This window comes from Bacillus sp. FSL P4-0248 (assembly GCF_038593305.1).
Lineage (GTDB): Bacteria > Bacillota > Bacilli > Bacillales > Bacillaceae > Bacillus > Bacillus safensis.
Map to the genome: position 1 here is coordinate 1,342,340 of NZ_CP151983.1, position 16,126 is coordinate 1,358,465.

16 protein-coding genes are annotated in these 16,126 nt (G+C 41.1%); 12 read left to right on the forward strand and 4 right to left on the reverse strand.

The window, feature by feature from the left end:
- Window position 1: 1 nt before the first annotated feature.
- The 7 genes from NST65_RS06800 to lepB all read left to right on the forward strand — a co-directional run bounded on the left by NST65_RS06800 (window position 2) and on the right by lepB (window position 7,658).
- On the forward strand, window positions 2-1,108 hold the full coding sequence (locus tag NST65_RS06800) for an efflux RND transporter periplasmic adaptor subunit (RefSeq protein ID WP_034281611.1): 1,107 nt from the start codon (window positions 2-4) through the stop codon (window positions 1,106-1,108).
- Window positions 1,105-1,806: an ABC transporter ATP-binding protein gene (locus NST65_RS06805; protein WP_034281612.1), complete on the forward strand. Its 702-nt coding sequence runs from the start codon at window positions 1,105-1,107 to the stop codon at window positions 1,804-1,806. The genes NST65_RS06800 and NST65_RS06805 overlap by 4 nt, the downstream gene beginning before the upstream one ends.
- Entirely contained in the window at window positions 1,793-2,986 is a 1,194-nt protein-coding gene (locus NST65_RS06810; RefSeq protein WP_034281613.1) for an ABC transporter permease, read from the forward strand. The genes NST65_RS06805 and NST65_RS06810 overlap by 14 nt, the downstream gene beginning before the upstream one ends.
- A 318-nt stretch (window positions 2,987-3,304) precedes the next feature.
- On the forward strand, window positions 3,305-4,060 hold the full coding sequence (locus NST65_RS06815; protein ID WP_034281614.1) for a DeoR/GlpR family DNA-binding transcription regulator: 756 nt from the start codon (window positions 3,305-3,307) through the stop codon (window positions 4,058-4,060).
- Window positions 4,057-4,968, forward strand: coding sequence for a 1-phosphofructokinase (pfkB, locus tag NST65_RS06820; protein WP_034281616.1), 912 nt, complete (start codon window positions 4,057-4,059; stop codon window positions 4,966-4,968). Before NST65_RS06815 ends, pfkB begins: the two co-directional genes overlap by 4 nt.
- A gap of 13 nt (window positions 4,969-4,981) precedes the next feature.
- A complete protein-coding gene (locus NST65_RS06825; protein ID WP_041084976.1) occupies window positions 4,982-6,874 on the forward strand; it encodes a PTS fructose transporter subunit IIABC in 1,893 nt (630 codons plus the stop codon).
- Window positions 6,875-7,085: 211 nt separating this feature from the next.
- Window positions 7,086-7,658 (forward strand): signal peptidase I, encoded by a 573-nt coding sequence (gene lepB / locus NST65_RS06830; protein ID WP_029706712.1) that lies wholly within the window; start codon window positions 7,086-7,088, stop codon window positions 7,656-7,658.
- Window positions 7,659-7,721: 63 nt separating this feature from the next.
- Here the strand turns inward: lepB and NST65_RS06835 are convergent, their stop codons facing one another.
- On the reverse strand, window positions 7,722-7,997 hold the full coding sequence (locus NST65_RS06835) for a hypothetical protein (RefSeq protein ID WP_111927323.1): 276 nt from the start codon (window positions 7,995-7,997) through the stop codon (window positions 7,722-7,724).
- Window positions 7,998-8,140: 143 nt separating this feature from the next.
- Here NST65_RS06835 and NST65_RS06840 point away from each other — a divergent pair, with 143 nt between their 5' ends.
- Window positions 8,141-9,760 carry an ATP-binding cassette domain-containing protein gene (locus tag NST65_RS06840; protein ID WP_111927325.1) on the forward strand — a complete coding sequence of 540 codons (1,620 nt, stop codon included), beginning with the start codon at window positions 8,141-8,143 and terminating at the stop codon, window positions 9,758-9,760.
- 35 nt (window positions 9,761-9,795) lie between these two features.
- Here NST65_RS06840 and NST65_RS06845 read toward each other — a convergent pair whose 3' ends face one another.
- The 3 genes from NST65_RS06845 to mreBH all read right to left on the reverse strand — a co-directional run bounded on the left by NST65_RS06845 (window position 9,796) and on the right by mreBH (window position 12,349).
- On the reverse strand, window positions 9,796-11,028 hold the full coding sequence (locus NST65_RS06845) for an aminopeptidase (RefSeq protein WP_034281621.1): 1,233 nt from the start codon (window positions 11,026-11,028) through the stop codon (window positions 9,796-9,798).
- Between the two features lie 107 nt (window positions 11,029-11,135).
- A complete protein-coding gene (locus tag NST65_RS06850; protein ID WP_003210922.1) occupies window positions 11,136-11,267 on the reverse strand; it encodes a protein YkpC in 132 nt (43 codons plus the stop codon).
- Between the two features lie 74 nt (window positions 11,268-11,341).
- Window positions 11,342-12,349 carry a rod-share determining protein MreBH gene (mreBH, locus tag NST65_RS06855; RefSeq protein ID WP_024424745.1) on the reverse strand — a complete coding sequence of 336 codons (1,008 nt, stop codon included), beginning with the start codon at window positions 12,347-12,349 and terminating at the stop codon, window positions 11,342-11,344.
- 276 nt (window positions 12,350-12,625) lie between these two features.
- Here mreBH and NST65_RS06860 point away from each other — a divergent pair, with 276 nt between their 5' ends.
- The 4 genes from NST65_RS06860 (at window position 12,626) to NST65_RS06875 (ending at window position 15,907) form a co-directional block, all read left to right on the forward strand.
- Window positions 12,626-12,904 (forward strand): AbrB/MazE/SpoVT family DNA-binding domain-containing protein, encoded by a 279-nt coding sequence (locus tag NST65_RS06860; RefSeq protein ID WP_024424746.1) that lies wholly within the window; start codon window positions 12,626-12,628, stop codon window positions 12,902-12,904.
- Between the two features lie 145 nt (window positions 12,905-13,049).
- Complete coding sequence (locus NST65_RS06865; protein ID WP_111927327.1) at window positions 13,050-14,360, forward strand: ATP-binding protein; 1,311 nt, start codon at window positions 13,050-13,052, stop codon at window positions 14,358-14,360.
- Between the two features lie 4 nt (window positions 14,361-14,364).
- Window positions 14,365-15,201: a gamma-glutamylcyclotransferase family protein gene (locus tag NST65_RS06870; protein WP_070325777.1), complete on the forward strand. Its 837-nt coding sequence runs from the start codon at window positions 14,365-14,367 to the stop codon at window positions 15,199-15,201.
- Between the two features lie 37 nt (window positions 15,202-15,238).
- Window positions 15,239-15,907, forward strand: coding sequence for a TrkA family potassium uptake protein (locus NST65_RS06875; RefSeq protein ID WP_008345123.1), 669 nt, complete (start codon window positions 15,239-15,241; stop codon window positions 15,905-15,907).
- Window positions 15,908-16,126 lie beyond the last annotated feature (219 nt).

A 16,126-nucleotide genomic window follows, 5' to 3' on the forward strand; every position in this document is an offset into this window, starting at 1 on the left:
TATGAGAAAGAAAATCATCATCGGATCTATTTTAATTATTGTGATTGGACTATTTATTGGATTTAATATTGCGAAAAACCAAGCAAAGCCTGTTTCTACAGCAGCGATTAAAACAGTCAAACTCACGCCGAAAGAAATCACATCTACGGTGATGACACCCGGGACACTTTCATTCTCTGAAGAGCAGTTCATCTATGAAGAAGAGGAAAAGGGGAAATTGAAGGGAATTGCTGTGAAAGAAGGGGAAAAGGTAAAGGCTGGAACGCCGCTTCTTACATATGAAAACAAGGAACTGGAGCTTGAGGAGCAGCAGCAAGCATTAGCCGCTGAGTCAAGTACATTAAAATTGGAACAATTGCAAAATAGGCTGAGTGAATTAGATGAGAAAAAAGCAGGCGGTTCTGACGCTAATGCCAAAAGCGAGCGAGATCAGCTTCAATTAGAACTGAAAGCGGCTGAATTAGAACAAAAGCAAGCAAAGATCAGCCAAGAAAAAGTAAAGGCGCAAATAGAAGATTTAACCGTACATAGTAAAATTGATGGAACAGTGATTTCCATTGAGCAAGAGGCCGGAGCAGGGGGGCCGGAAGATAGGCAGCCGATCATCCATATTGGTAATGAGAAAAAAATGATCGTGCGGGGTTTGATCTCAGAGTATGATGCCATCAAAATCAAAAAGAAACAAAAAGTGAAGGTAACGTCTGATGTCATTCGCGGGAAGAGCTGGCAAGGAGTCGTGAAAAAAGTAGGTGCTGTTCCTGTCCAGACTGCGGCCGAAACAACTTCGAGCGATCAAACGGTTCAATATCCTGTTGAAGTTGAAATAAAGGGGAAGAAACCTGAGGCGAAGCCTGGTTTTAAAATGATCATGGAAATTGAAACAGATAAGCGCCAGGCGCAAACAATTCCTGAAACAGCAGTAAAAAAAGAGACTGATGGACAATACGTTTATGTTGTTCGAGAAAATGTACTGAAAAAAGTAAAAGTGGTCATAGGGGAAACGTCAGGTCATGATCTTGAAGTGACAAAAGGTGTCAAGGCAGAGGACCAAATCATTGCTCATCCAACAGATGACATGTATGACGGAATGGAAGTGAATGCTGAATGATTCAGCTTTCCAACGTAACAAAAAGCTATGAGGTCGCACACGAAACATTTGATGTATTAAGTGACATGAATCTTGTCATTGAAAAAGGTGAGTATATGTCCATTATGGGCCCGTCAGGCTCTGGAAAGTCAACATTAATGAATATTATTGGCTGTTTAGACCGTCCGACGACGGGACAATATCATTTTCAAGGTACAGAGCTGTCAGCAGCAAAGGATCAAGAGCTCGCGGTTATTCGAAATCAATCCATTGGATTTGTTTTTCAGCAATTTCACCTCTTGCCAAGGTTAAATGCGAGACGCAATGTTGAACTTCCGATGATTTACGCTGGGATCAGCCAAAAGGAAAGAAAAGAACGTGCGGAATTGGCACTTGAAAAGGTTGGTTTGGCAGATCGAATGAAACATATGCCAAGTGAGTTGTCAGGAGGACAAAAGCAAAGGGTGGCAATTGCACGAGCGATTGTCAATAAGCCTCAGCTTATTTTGGCAGACGAACCGACTGGTGCTCTCGACTCAAAAACAAGCATGTCAATTATGGAACAGTTTACACAGCTGAATGAGGAAGGGACAACGATTGTGCTTGTCACCCATGAAGAAGAAATAGCTGCTTATACAAACCGTACGGTCGTTGTGAGAGATGGACGGCTTGTTGAAGATAGATGGATGCAAGGGGACGCTATGAATGAAACTCTTTGAAAATATCAAAATAGCGCTGAATTCGGTTTTAGCTCATAAATTACGTTCTATTTTAACGATGCTTGGGATTATTATTGGTGTTGGATCAGTCATTGCAGTCGTGGCGATCGGTCAAGGCGGTGAGCAAATGTTAAAAGGATCGATTTCAGGTCCAAACAATACCATTGATATGACATATACGCCTTCTGACGAAGAGTTAAATGCAAATCCAAATGCTTTATTCGAAGCCTCATTTACTGAGGAAGACATAAAAAGCATTAGGACAATCAATGGGGTGAAGCAGGTCGCCTCCTCGACTGCACAAGGAATGCAGCTGAGATTTCAAGATACGACAGTTGATGCGACAGTTAACGGCATAAATGAGGGGTATACGGATGTACATTCATTACAAATCGCAGAAGGAAAGAATTTAAGAGATATTGACTTTAGAAGCGGCAGAAGAGCTGCCCTCATCTCGGATGGCTTACAAAAAGAACTATTCAATGGACAAAAGGCATTAGGTGAACTGATTTGGATGAACGGACAGCCAGTTGAAGTCATCGGTGTGTTAGCAAAACAGAAAGGGATGTTTTCATTTGATATGAATGAATTATATGTCCCATTTGCGATGCTCACCTCCACATTTGGTATGAATGAATATGATAAGTTGTCTATTCAAGTCGCACATGCGGATCAAATGAAGGAAGTAGGAAAGAGCGCGGCTGCCATATTAAATGAAAATCATCATACAGAAGATGCTTACGAAATGATCAATATGGAAGAAATCGCAGAAGGGATCGGTCAAATAACGTCCGTTATGACAACGATCATTGGCTCAATAGCCGGAATCTCTTTACTTGTCGGCGGCATCGGTGTGATGAATATTATGCTCGTTTCTGTGACAGAGAGGACAAGAGAAATCGGTATTCGAAAGGCGATGGGCGCAACAAGGGCGCAAATTCTCGTTCAGTTTTTAATTGAGTCTGTCGTTTTAACACTCATCGGCGGGCTGATGGGAATTGCACTTGGTTTAGGCGGTGCTTCGCTAGTTTCACTATTTGCCGGCTGGCCGTCTCTCGTATCTTGGCAAGTGGTTTGTGGAGGCGTACTGTTTAGTATGCTCATTGGTATTGTTTTTGGGTTAATTCCTGCGAATAAAGCAGCGAGACTAGACCCTATTGAATCGCTCAGGTATGAATAATTCGGAGAAGAAAAAAGCATACAAACGGTTTACATTCGCCTTCATTACCCATCAAAAGCTTTTATGCAAATCGCATAAAAGCTTTTTTTAGTTCCATTGAATGAAATAAAAAATGATAGAAATGCTAATATCATGACTTTCATCTTAATGTCACATATTTTTCAGTTTACAAATGGTACATATAAAGGTAAGATGACCATGGTGAAAGATTTTGATAGTTATTGAATGTATTTGATTGTTTTGTATTGATAATGTTGAAAAAAGCGATTACAATAAAGGTGCGCGCAAAATGAATACGTTTTCAAAAGGGGTGTTCTCATGTTAACACCGGAAAGACATCAACTCATTATCGACAGCTTAGAAGAAAATGATGTCATTAAAATACAGGACTTAACGATGATGACGGATGCGTCTGAATCTACAATTAGAAGAGATTTATCAGCCCTTGAAGAAAAAGGATTTCTGAAAAGGGTTCATGGAGGAGCGGCCAAGGTTTCGAGTATTCGCCTTGAACCAGATGTATTTGAGAAATCTGCCAAAAACCTTCAAGAAAAGTCATTGGTAGCAGAGGCAGCGGCATCTCTTTTAAAACAGGGTGACTGTATTTATTTAGATGCAGGTACAACCACACAGCAAATGATTGAATATATCGATCCAGATCAAGATATTGTCGTGGTGACTAACGGTGTGATGCACATTGAAGCACTTATGAGAAAAGGCATTACCTTTTACTTGACAGGCGGATCAGTGAAACATCGAACAGGAGCCATGGTGGGAGCCTCAGCTTTGACAGCGATGGAAAATTATCGTTTTGACAAAAGCTTTGTTGGGACAAACGGCATTCATCCCGAGGCGGGTTTTACAACACCTGATCCAGAGGAAGCACTCATGAAAAAAAGAGCCATGAAACAGGCGAAAAAAACCTATATCTTATCAGATGCCTCGAAGTTTGGCGAAATATCGTTTTCAACCTTTGCTAGTTTACAGGAAGCCACCATTATCACAAACGACGCAAAAGAGGATTCATTCGATAATTACCATGAAAAAACGGTTATAAAGGTAGTGAAAACATGATTTATACAGTTACTTTAAACCCATCAGTTGATTACATTGTACACGTGGAGGATTTTGCAGTCGGCGGTTTAAATCGTTCAACCTATGATCAAAAATATCCAGGTGGTAAAGGAATTAATGTCTCAAGGCTATTAAAACGTCACGGTGTTGAATCAAAAGCACTTGGATTCATTGGTGGATTTACAGGCAAATATATTCAAGATTTTTTACAGAACGAACAATTACAAACAGCCTTTCACGAGGTGTCAGAAGATACAAGAATTAATGTGAAACTAAAAACAGGTGAAGAGACAGAAATCAACGGCCTCGGCCCATCAATTACTGAAGCGCAATTTGAGTCATTTCTATCTCAATTTTCTTCATTAACTGAAGGAGATGTCGTGGTTTTAGCTGGCAGCATTCCTTCTTCATTACCTCATAACACATATGAGCGTATTGCTGAAGTTTGCAAAGAGCAAGGTGTAAGAGTTGTTCTTGATATTTCTGGCGAAGCGTTAAAAAAAGCAGCTGACATGAAACCATTCTTAATGAAGCCAAATCATCATGAACTGGGTGAAATGTTTGAGACGAGTATTTCATCAGCAGAAGAAGCAATTCCTTATGGGAAAAAGCTGTTAGAACAAGGTGCTGAACATGTCATCGTCTCCATGGCTGGAGATGGCGCCCTTTTATTCAGTAAAGAAGGAATCTATCAGTCCAATGTTCCAAAGGGAACGCTCGTTAATTCAGTTGGAGCAGGAGATTCAGTCGTTGCAGGGTTTTTAGCCGGCGTTTCAAAAGGCCTTTCAATTGAAGATTCATTTAAGCTTGGTGTTACTTCAGGAAGCGCTACAGCCTTTTCTGAGGAGCTTGGCACAAAAGAGCTTGTTGACACACTATTACCACAAGTAAAAGTCACACGCATTTAAAGGAGGAGTCATCATGAAAATTACAGAACTACTCACGAAGCATACCATTAAGCTTCAATTAGACAGCCAGCAGAAAGAAGCAGTCATTGAAGAGCTGGTCACTGTTTTAGATACAGCAGGCAAGTTAAATGATAAAGAGGGCTACAAAGAAGCTGTGATCAATCGTGAAAAACAGAGCTCTACTGGTATTGGCGAAGGAATTGCCATCCCGCACGCTAAAACAGCAAGTGTAAAAGAGCCTGCCATTGCATTTGGCCGCTCAACTGCTGGTGTTGATTATGAATCACTAGACGCGCAGCCGAGTCATCTTGTCTTTATGATTGCCGCAACTGAAGGCGCAAACAACACGCACTTAGAGGCACTTTCTCGTTTATCCACACTTCTAATGCGTGAAGAAATCCGAAAGCAGCTCCTTGAAGCGGCGACTGAAGATGAAATCATTGAGATCATCAATACACATGATCAAGATGATGAAGAAGAAGAGGAAGTTCAAGAGGAGCCGGCAGCAGAAGGAAAACCCGCTAAAATTTTAGCAGTAACAGCTTGCCCAACAGGCATTGCCCATACATTTATGGCAGCAGATGCTTTGAAAGAAAAAGCAAAAGAAATGGGCGTTGACATTAAAGTTGAAACAAACGGCTCTGGCGGTATTAAACATGCCCTTACAGCAAAAGAAATTGAAGAAGCACCAGCCATCATTGTGGCAGCGGACAAGCAAGTAGAAATGGAACGCTTTAAAGGCAAGCATGTCATTGAAGTCCCTGTAACAGCTGGTATTCGCCGTCCACAGGAATTAATTGAAAAAGCAATCAATCAAGATGCGCCGATTTATAAAGGTTCAGGCGGCAGTTCTTCTAAAGACGAAAATGAATCATCTGGCAAAGGAAGAAGCGGATTTTACAAGCACTTAATGAGTGGTGTAAGTAACATGCTTCCATTTGTTGTCGGAGGCGGTATCCTTGTTGCGATTTCATTCTTTTGGGGCATTAACTCAGCAGATCCTAAGGACCCTTCATTTAATTCATTTGCAGCTGTCTTAAAAGGAATTGGCGGCGATAATGCGCTTGCCTTAATCGTTGCTGTATTAGCTGGGTTTATTGCCATGAGTATTGCAGATCGTCCAGGTTTTGCGCCAGGTATGGTCGGTGGTTTTATGGCGTCAGCAGCAGGTGCAGGATTCTTAGGCGGACTGATTGCTGGTTTCCTAGCAGGTTACATTGTTGTGCTGCTCAAAAAAGTATTCACATTCGTACCGCAGACACTCGACGGGATTAAACCGGTTCTGCTGTATCCATTGTTCGGTATTTTCTTCACAGGCATTATCATGCATTATATTGTCAACACACCAGTGAAAATGGTGATGGACGGATTAACACATTGGCTTGAATCATTAGGTACGGGAAACCTTGTCTTAATGGGTATTATTTTAGCTGGTATGATGGCAATTGATATGGGAGGCCCAATTAACAAAGCGGCTTACACATTTGGTCTTGCAATGATTGCTGCTGGCAACTATGCACCGCATGCTGCAATTATGGCAGGCGGAATGGTACCACCACTAGGTATTGCACTTGCAACAACGATCTTTAGAAATAAGTTCTCAAAACGTGACCGTGAAGCAGGGATTACATGTTACTTCATGGGAGCTGCCTTCATCACTGAAGGGGCGATCCCGTTTGCGGCGGCAGATCCTCTTCGTGTGATTCCTTCAGCTGTTATTGGTGCAGCAGTTGCTGGCGGATTAACGGAATTCTTTAGAGTGACGCTTCCTGCACCGCATGGCGGACTATTTGTTTTCTGGGTAACAAATCATCCAGTTCTTTATATCATCAGCATCTTAATCGGTGCTGTTGTGACAGCGATTTTACTGGGTATTTTGAAAAAACCAGTCAGGCAAGAAGCGTAATGCAGAAGAGAAGCATCGTGAAAAACGGTGCTTCTTTTTGTTTAATCATCAGTGAATTAGGAAAAAATATCTAATTAGATGGTTGTCTTGTGAATTTTTAAATGACATATGATAAAGTAAAGTTATTCAATTCACGTTTCAAGTCTTTTAGCAGAAAGTCTTAGGAGGAAGCAGTATTTTGAACGAAGAAAACAAACAAAACGAAAATGAAATTCAATCTGATGCGAAGCAAGCCAAAACAGAGAAGAAAAGTTCACTGTTTGAATGGATCAAAGCCATTTTAATCGCACTTGCACTCGTCTTGCTCATCCGTACGTTTATATTTGAACCGTATGTGGTGGAAGGAGAGTCAATGGAACCAACACTTCATGATGGGGAAAAGCTGTTTGTCAACAAAACCATTAACTATCTCGGTGGTGTAAAACGCGGTGACATCGTGATTATTAATGGAAAAGATGGTCAGAAGATTCATTATGTCAAACGATTGATCGGCCTTCCAGGTGATACGATTGAAATGAAGGATGATACGCTTTACATTAATGGTAAAAAAGTAGATGAGCCTTATTTAAAAGAGAACAAGGCGCATGCGAAAGAGTATGAAGTGCATTTAACTGGAGATTTTGGTCCAGTGAAAGTACCGAAAAACGATTACTTTGTGATGGGGGACAACAGACTGAATTCCATGGACAGCAGAAATGGACTTGGCCTCATTGAAAAGGATCGGGTTGTCGGGACATCAGAATTTGTTTTCTTCCCATTTGGCGATATTCGACAGACAAAATAAAAGCACCTTCTCATGGGCAAGAGAAAGGTACTTGAACGAGCGACCCTTACAGAAGGGTCGTTTTTAATTTGGTGTGAGCACTGTAACAATGATCACAATCGCTAGAACAGAAGCGAATACAGATCCGGTAATGGCTAAAACGGATCGAAACAATCCGATCTTTTGGTTTTCTTTTCCCCGCTTTTGTAAAAAACGTTTGGAAAAGATGTGAACCAGTGTGTAAATGAGGATAAGCCCAATATAAAGGCCAAAGTCCCTCGCATTAAAGCCTGTTGCAGTTAAATAAATGCCCATAAAGAAAATCAATAAACAGTATTCCATCAGTGTGAGTAATCTCAAATCGCCCAAACTCCTTCAATCAATCATTCCCGTTTATTATATCATAATAGATAAAAAGCCTTCGTTCTTAGCGAGAGACGTTTCTATCAAACGTTATTCATGTTATACTTCATATTGATGAATGAGTGATGGAGGATTAATAAATGATTGCAGTAAATAATGTTAGTTTGCGCTTTGCTGATCGTAAACTATTTGAAGAAGTAAATATTAAATTCACTCCTGGCAACTGCTACGGATTAATTGGTGCCAATGGAGCTGGTAAATCAACGTTCCTAAAAATTCTTTCTGGAGAAATTGAACCTCAAACGGGCGATGTTCATATGAGTCCTGGTGAGCGTTTAGCGATTTTAAAACAGAACCACTTTGAATACGAAGAGTTTGAAGTGCTGAAAGTCGTCATCATGGGTCACAAACGTCTATATGACGTGATGCAGGAGAAAGATGCGATCTATATGAAACCTGATTTCTCAGATGAAGACGGGATTCGTGCAGCGGAGCTTGAAGGTGAGTTTGCTGAATTAAACGGCTGGGAAGCTGAAAGTGAAGCAGCGATCCTATTAAAGGGCCTTGGCATTCCAGAAAGCCTTCAATCGAAGAAAATGTCTGAGCTTGGCGGTTCTGAAAAGGTAAAAGTACTTTTAGCTCAAGCTTTATTCGGCAAGCCTGACGTTCTTCTTCTCGATGAGCCAACGAACCACTTGGACTTACAAGCAATCCAGTGGCTCGAAGAGTTCCTCATTAACTTTGAAAATACCGTCATCGTCGTGTCGCATGATCGTCATTTCTTAAACAAAGTATGTACACATATTGCGGACCTTGATTTCGGAAAAATCCAAGTATACGTCGGTAACTATGATTTTTGGTATGAGTCCAGCCAGTTAGCGCTGAAACTAAGCCAAGAAGCAAATAAGAAAAAAGAAGAACAAATTAAGCAGCTTCAAGAATTCGTTGCCCGGTTTAGTGCGAACGCTTCTAAATCGAAGCAAGCGACATCAAGAAAGAAATTGCTTGATAAAATCTCTTTAGATGACATTAAGCCGTCTTCACGTAAATATCCGTATGTTCATTTTGCGCCAGAGCGCGAAATCGGAAATGATGTCCTTCAAGTAGAAGGTCTATCAAAAACAATTGACGGTGTGAAAGTACTGGATAATGTCAGCTTTATTATGAACCGCGAAGATAAAATTGCGTTCTTAAGCCGTAACGAGCTTGCTGTGTCCACTTTATTTAAAATCCTTGCTGGTGAAATGGAGCCAGACAGCGGATCATTTAAATGGGGCGTCACAACGTCACAAGCCTTTTTCCCGAAAGATAATAGTGAATACTTTGAAGGAAACGATGTTGATCTCGTTGATTGGCTTCGTCAATATTCTCCGAATGATCAAAGCGAAAGCTTCCTGCGTGGTTTCCTAGGACGTATGCTTTTCTCTGGGGAAGAAGTGAAGAAAAAAGCAAGTGTCTTATCAGGAGGAGAAAAGGTTCGTTGTATGTTATCAAAAATGATGCTGTCTGGAGCGAATATTCTGCTGCTGGATGAGCCAACGAACCACTTAGACCTAGAATCCATTACAGCGCTGAATAACGGCCTCATGAGCTTTAAAGGAGCTATGCTCTTCTCATCTCATGACCATCAGTTTGTTGAAACAGTCGCAAACCGGATTATCGAAGTGACGCCAAATGGCATCGTCGATAAACAAACAACATATGATGAGTTCTTATCAGATCAAGACATCCAAAAAAGACTTCAAGAGCTTTACGCATAAATAAAAAAAGACATCCATAGGATGTCTTTTTTTGATTAAATCGCCCAGTTTCCATTTCGGAAGATCGGTTCGCGTTTCCCGTCTTTTGTGATCCCGTCAATATTCATTTCCTTTGAACCAATCATAAAATCAACGTGTGTAATACTGCTGTTCACACCCGCTGCATCTAATTCTTCTCGTTTCATTTCTTTTCCGCCTTCGATATTAAACGCATATCCGCTGCCGATGGCAAGGTGGTTTGATGCATTTTCATCGTAAAGTGTATTGTAATAAAGAATATTTGAGTTAGAAATTGGTGAATCATCTGGTACGAGGGCAACCTCACCTAGATAATGAGAGCCTTCATCTGTTTCAACGAGAGATTTTAACATATCTTCGCCTTCTTTTGCTTTCACATCCACAATCCGGCCATTTTCAAAGGTTAATGAGAACTCATCAATGATGTTTCCAGCATAGCTGAGCGGCTTTGTGCTTGAGACTGTCCCGTTTACACCGTCTTTTTTCGGTACGGTAAAGACTTCTTCTGTCGGCATGTTGGCCATGAACGAGACGCCGCGTTCACTTACGCTGCCAGCACCTACCCAAATATGCTGCTCTGGAAGCTCAATCGTTAAGTCTGTGCCCGGTGCTTCATAATGAAGCTTGTGGTAGTGGCGTTCATTGAGTATTTTGACCTTTTCGTTTAATGACGCATCGTGCTTTTTCCAAGCCTCAACTGGATCTGCTTGATCAGCGCGTGCGACTTTAAAGATTTGATCCCACAATAACGTGACAGCTTCTTCATCTGTATGATCAGGGAAAATCTTTTTCGCCCATTCTTTTGATGCAGCACCTACGACTGTCCAAGCGACTTTGTCAGATTGAACGTATTGACGATATGTATGTAGTGCTGAACCAGCAGCTTTTTGCTGTGCAGCGATTTTTTTCGAATCAATGCCTCGCAAAAGGTCAGGGCTTTCTGACAGGATGGTAATAAAAGCGCCTCCGCGTTTTGCGATGGTTTCCATCATCTGTGCTTCCCATTCAGGGAATTGCTCAAATACATCTTGCGGTGCATGTTCATACTTTAAACGAGTGAGAACACCATCACTCCAGCGGATATGTACGTTTTTCGCCCCGCGCTCATACGCGTGTTTCGCTACAAGACGAACAAGATGTGCAGATTCAGTAAATGCGGATACAACGACTTCCTGCCCCTTTTGTACATTCACACCGACTTCAACGATGGTCTTCGCATATTGATCTAGTTGTTTTTCAAATGAACTCATAAAAACCCCTCCTTTAGTCATGTTCATCATATCAGATTTATGACCGAAAAGGAAAATGGGGAGCCCGTTTAAAGCCAAAATAAAAAAGCCGCTTTCGTGCGGCTTTTTTAGCGGTTCAGTTGTTTCACAGGCTGTGCATTAGAAGGCGGCATATGTGAAAACGACAGGCTCATTCCTCCTAAAATAATACCCGTTAAAATGACTGTGACAACGACCCGTTTACCTAAATCAAGCAACATGTTCTTCCTCCTTCACGTTTATCCATTTCTCACGATATGATCGAAATGACAAAAAAAGAAGTAGAACAAGAAGATTATTTTAAAGTTTTTTGCAATTTGTCGATCACTTCTAATGAACGACCTGTTCCAATTGCAACAGATTCAAGGGGATTGGCTGCAATATGGACTGGAACAACAATCTCTTGAGAAAGCCATTCTTGAATTCCATTTAAAAGAGCGCCTCCGCCAGTTAAAATGACGCCGCGGTCTACAATATCTCCGCTTAGCTCTGGAGGGCTGTCCTCTAATGTGGCACGGATCGCTTCTAAAATATGAAGAAGTGATTCTCGCATGGCGCCTTGAATTTCATGAGAGACAAGTGTGATCGTTTTTGGCAGACCTGTCACAAGGTCGCGACCGCGCACTTCTAATGATTCAGGCTCATGTTCAATAAGACCATATCCAATTTCCATTTTCACCTGCTCGGCAGTCCGTTCGCCGATTAATAGGTTATATTTCTTTCTGACAAACGTAATGATATCTTCATCCAGCTGATCGCCGCCAATTCGGATCGAATGACAAGAGACAACGCCGCCAAATGAAATGATCGCAACTTCTGTTGTTCCGCCGCCAATATCGACTACGACGTTTGCCACAGGCTCGTCTACCGGAAGATCAGCACCGATTGCAGCTGCAACAGGTTCTTCAATTAAATGCACATGCTTTGCTCCGCAGTTTTTCACAGCATCGCTGATGGCGCGGCGCTCAACAGCTGTTGAACCAGAAGGTGTACATACAACGACAGTTGGCTTTCTGAAGGTAAACCCGATATTTTTTCCTGCTTTTTTCATGATTTGTTTAAGTAAATCTGTTGTCATATCATAATCAGCGATGACACCGTCTTTCATCGGACGGATCGCAACAATTTTCCCAGGTGTTTTCCCGATCATTTCTTTTGCTTCTGATCCGACGGCAAGTACAGTCTTTGTTTCTGTATCGACTGCTACGACGGACGGTTCATTTAAAATAATCCCCTTATTTTTACTATAAACCAATATGTTAGCTGTTCCTAAATCAATTCCAATTTCGGCATTTTGAAACATGTTTTCACCCAATCTCTATTTTTGCTGTTTTAAACAATTTTACATTTAAAAGTTCAGAGGGTTGATGTCATTTGTGGGGGTTTGTGATCACCTTGAAATGAATCTGTAAAATTCAAGTATCATTTTGACAATCACAATAAATTTTCCCTTTGTTTTTTCTTTTATGAAAAAAATTTTTATAGAGGAGAAACCTTTTAAGAATCTCTAACGTCTACGATATATCAATTGGTGAAAAACAGATTGATCTTGAGCTAATGAAAGAAAGAGGGAACGAAATTGAAATCTATCGGAGTCGTAAGAAAAGTAGACGAACTAGGGCGTATTGTGATGCCAATCGAATTGAGAAGAGCACTTGATATCGCTATTAAAGACAGTATGGAATTTTTTATAGATGGAGATAAAATCGTCTTGAAAAAATATCAGCCAGAGGGCGTTTGTCTCATGACTGGTGAGATTACATCAGAGAACCATGAATATGGAAATGGTCAAATTACATTAAGCGCTGAAGGCGCAGAACTGCTGTTAAAAGAACTGCAAGAAGCTCTTCAGAAGTAATCAAAATAGCCTGCTCTCTTCCTTTGTGCTGAGAACAGGCTATTTTTTCTTTAAAAAAGTTCCTTAAAAATGCCCCATCTCCCTCAAAAAATAAGTGGAAAATGGTACAATTGACAAAGAATCTCAGGGCGGCAGGTGGAATCATTTGAACAAAACATATCAAGTTCGGATCGTGTTATCTGTTCTTACATTTATCTTAATCATAAGCTGGGATTTCTTTTATTATGTAGGCGGCTATCAAATTAATTGGCCGCTCGATCTAGCCTTTACAGTCGTTGTGTTAGTAGGGATCTGGGTTGTCTCAGGATATGTAGACCGCTTGAATTTACTTGTGTCAGATCTAAATAAGAGAGAAAAAGAAGCACACGAACTGACAGAGCGGCTGAATCGAATTACAGATAACTTGCAAGAAATTGTCTTTGAAACAGATGAAAAAGGGCACATCATTTTCTTAAATCAAGCATGGAAACAAATGACCGGCTATGACATAGATGAATGTCTAGGTACGATGTACAATCAGTACTTTGATCAAGAAGAAAGAGTTATTCAGCATTTGTCATCTGTCATCAAAGAGCATAAAGATTCAGGGCGGATCGAGCTGCAGCTTCTTCATAAAGAGGGAAAGAAAGTATGGGGAGACGTTCATTATAAGCTCTACTTTGATGAGGAGCACCAGTTTACTGGAGGTATTGGAACAGTTGCAGATATTACAAAACAAAAGCTGGCAAAGCTTGAGCTTGAAAAATCAAATCAACAAGTGCAAATGCAGGCGCAAAAGCTGGCCGTTGCAGGACAAATAGCCGCTGGAATCGCCCATGAAGTCAGAAATCCGCTGACCTCAGTAAACGGCTTTTTACAGCTGATGAAAACACAATATCCTGAAAGAACCGATTATTTTGACATTATCTTTTCTGAAATTAAACGGATTGATTTTGTTTTAAGTGAGCTGCTGGTGCTGGCAAAGCCGCAGTCGGTCCATTTTCAAGAAGTTCAGCTTCATGGACTGTTAGAACAGGTGATTACATTGCTAAAAACCAATGCAGTCCTTTCGAATATTGATCTCAAACAGCCATTTAAAAAGCAGGATGCCGGCGCTATATTAGCAGACGCTAACCAAATGAAGCAGCTGTTCATTAATTTAATCAAAAATGCCATTGAGGCAATGCCTGAAGGCGGCAGTATATACATATCAACAGAAAAAGTGATGAACGAATGGAAAATTACCATTCAAGATGAAGGAAAAGGGATGTCTGAAGAGGATATTCAGAAAATATATGATCCTTTCTTCTCCACAAAAACAGAAGGGACGGGACTTGGCCTCACCATCTGTGCAGCGATTTTAAAAGATCATCACGGTAGGATGGATGTGGTCAGTGAGCTGGGAAAAGGTACAGCTTTTCATATCTATTTACCTGTGTGGCAAAAAAGCAGACACCAGCAAGGCGAGAGGACGTGATTTCATGAAGGAGAAAGCTTTATTTGTATATGGGACGCTTCTGCAGCATGAAGAGCACCACGAGACGTATATGAAAGAAAGCAGGCCATTAGCTAAATCTGCTTGGATCAGCGGCAGAATCTATGATACAGGTCAAGGATACCCTGCGTGCGTTCTAAAAGAGAAAAGCACAGTATATGGAGAATTGTACGAGGTAACCGCAAGCACGCTGAATAAGATAGATTTGCTTGAGGAAGGGTATGACAAGCAGGTGGTCGATGTCATGACAGACAAAGGGCCGGTGGCGGCTGTTACATACACTTTACCAAAGCAGAAAGCATCATCGCTGAAGGAGATCGAGAGCGGCTGCTGGAAGGAATATAGAATGTGGCAGCAGCAGCCGGCATCCTTCTATTATTTTGCCTATGGTTCCTGTATGGATGATGCAAGATTTAAACTGGCGGAAGTTGATCATTATTTTAAACAAATCATCGGCGGCGGTGCTCTGAACGGCTTTACAACTAGATTTACATTGGTAAGGCCTGATGGATCAAGAGCCGATATGGTAGAAGACGGCGGAGAAACAGAGGGTGTTTTATATGAGGTTCCTTTTGATGCCATTCGATATTTGTACAAACGAGAAGGCGTCTATGAGGGCACATATCGTCCAGCTTTTGTCGATGTCAAAATAGGTGATCAAATATATGAAGACTGTTTAACCTTTCTTGTTCTTCAAAAGAGCGAAGAAATTGCTCCGCCAGGTCATTACCGCAGTGAAATTGAAAAAGGAGCAGATCTTTACTTAAGTGAAGCATTCCGCAAAAAAATTCGCTCGCATATGGATTCATTAATCAAACCGTAGTAAAATGCATGGTAAGTGAGATAAAAGGAGTCTGAACATGAAAAAGGAATATGCAGTCATTGGTCTTGGACGCTTTGGCGGAAGTATTTGTAAGGCGCTGAGCGAAGAAGGACTTGAAGTCATGGCCATGGATATGAATGAAGATCGAGTGAACGAATACGCGAAAATTGCCTCACATGCGGTCATTGGTGATTCGACGGACGAATCTGTTTTAAAAAATCTCGGCATTCGCAATTTTGATCATGTCATCGTTGCGATTGGTGAAAACATTCAGGCCAGTATTTTAACGACGATTATGCTGAAAGAGCTTGGCGTTAAAATGGTCACAGTAAAAGCGCAAAACGATTACCACGAAAAGGTGTTAAATAAAATTGGAGCTGATCGCATCGTTCATCCAGAGCGGGACATGGGCAGACGAATTGCACATAAAATCATCTCCAATAACGTATTAGATTATCTTGAGCTGTCAGATGAGTACAGCCTCATTGAAATCGTTGCCAACAGCAGGCTTGCAGGGCATTCTCTTTTAGATCTCGATATTAGAGCGAGATATGGCATTAATATTGTGGCGATTAAGCGTGGAAAAGAAGTGATTGTTTCACCGCTCGCAGATGAAATGATTCAAAAAGAAGATATTCTGATTGTCATTGGGGCAGTTGCCGATATCGGACGTTTTGAAAAACGAGAAATGCAGAACGATTATTAAACACTCCTAGGTGGGGTGTTTTTTAATATGATTGTGTACACATGAGGTGGACAGTGAAGAGGGAAGAAGACATTAAAAGGGCTGTTTTGTTCTGCATAAACAGCTAAAGTCATTCATCATATTTTTCATGCAATTATCACTATTCAGAAATAAAAATCAGTCTTTTTATCTGGGTGATTTTCTCTAAATGTCATTGACTGGGCAAACAGATTCGTTTAC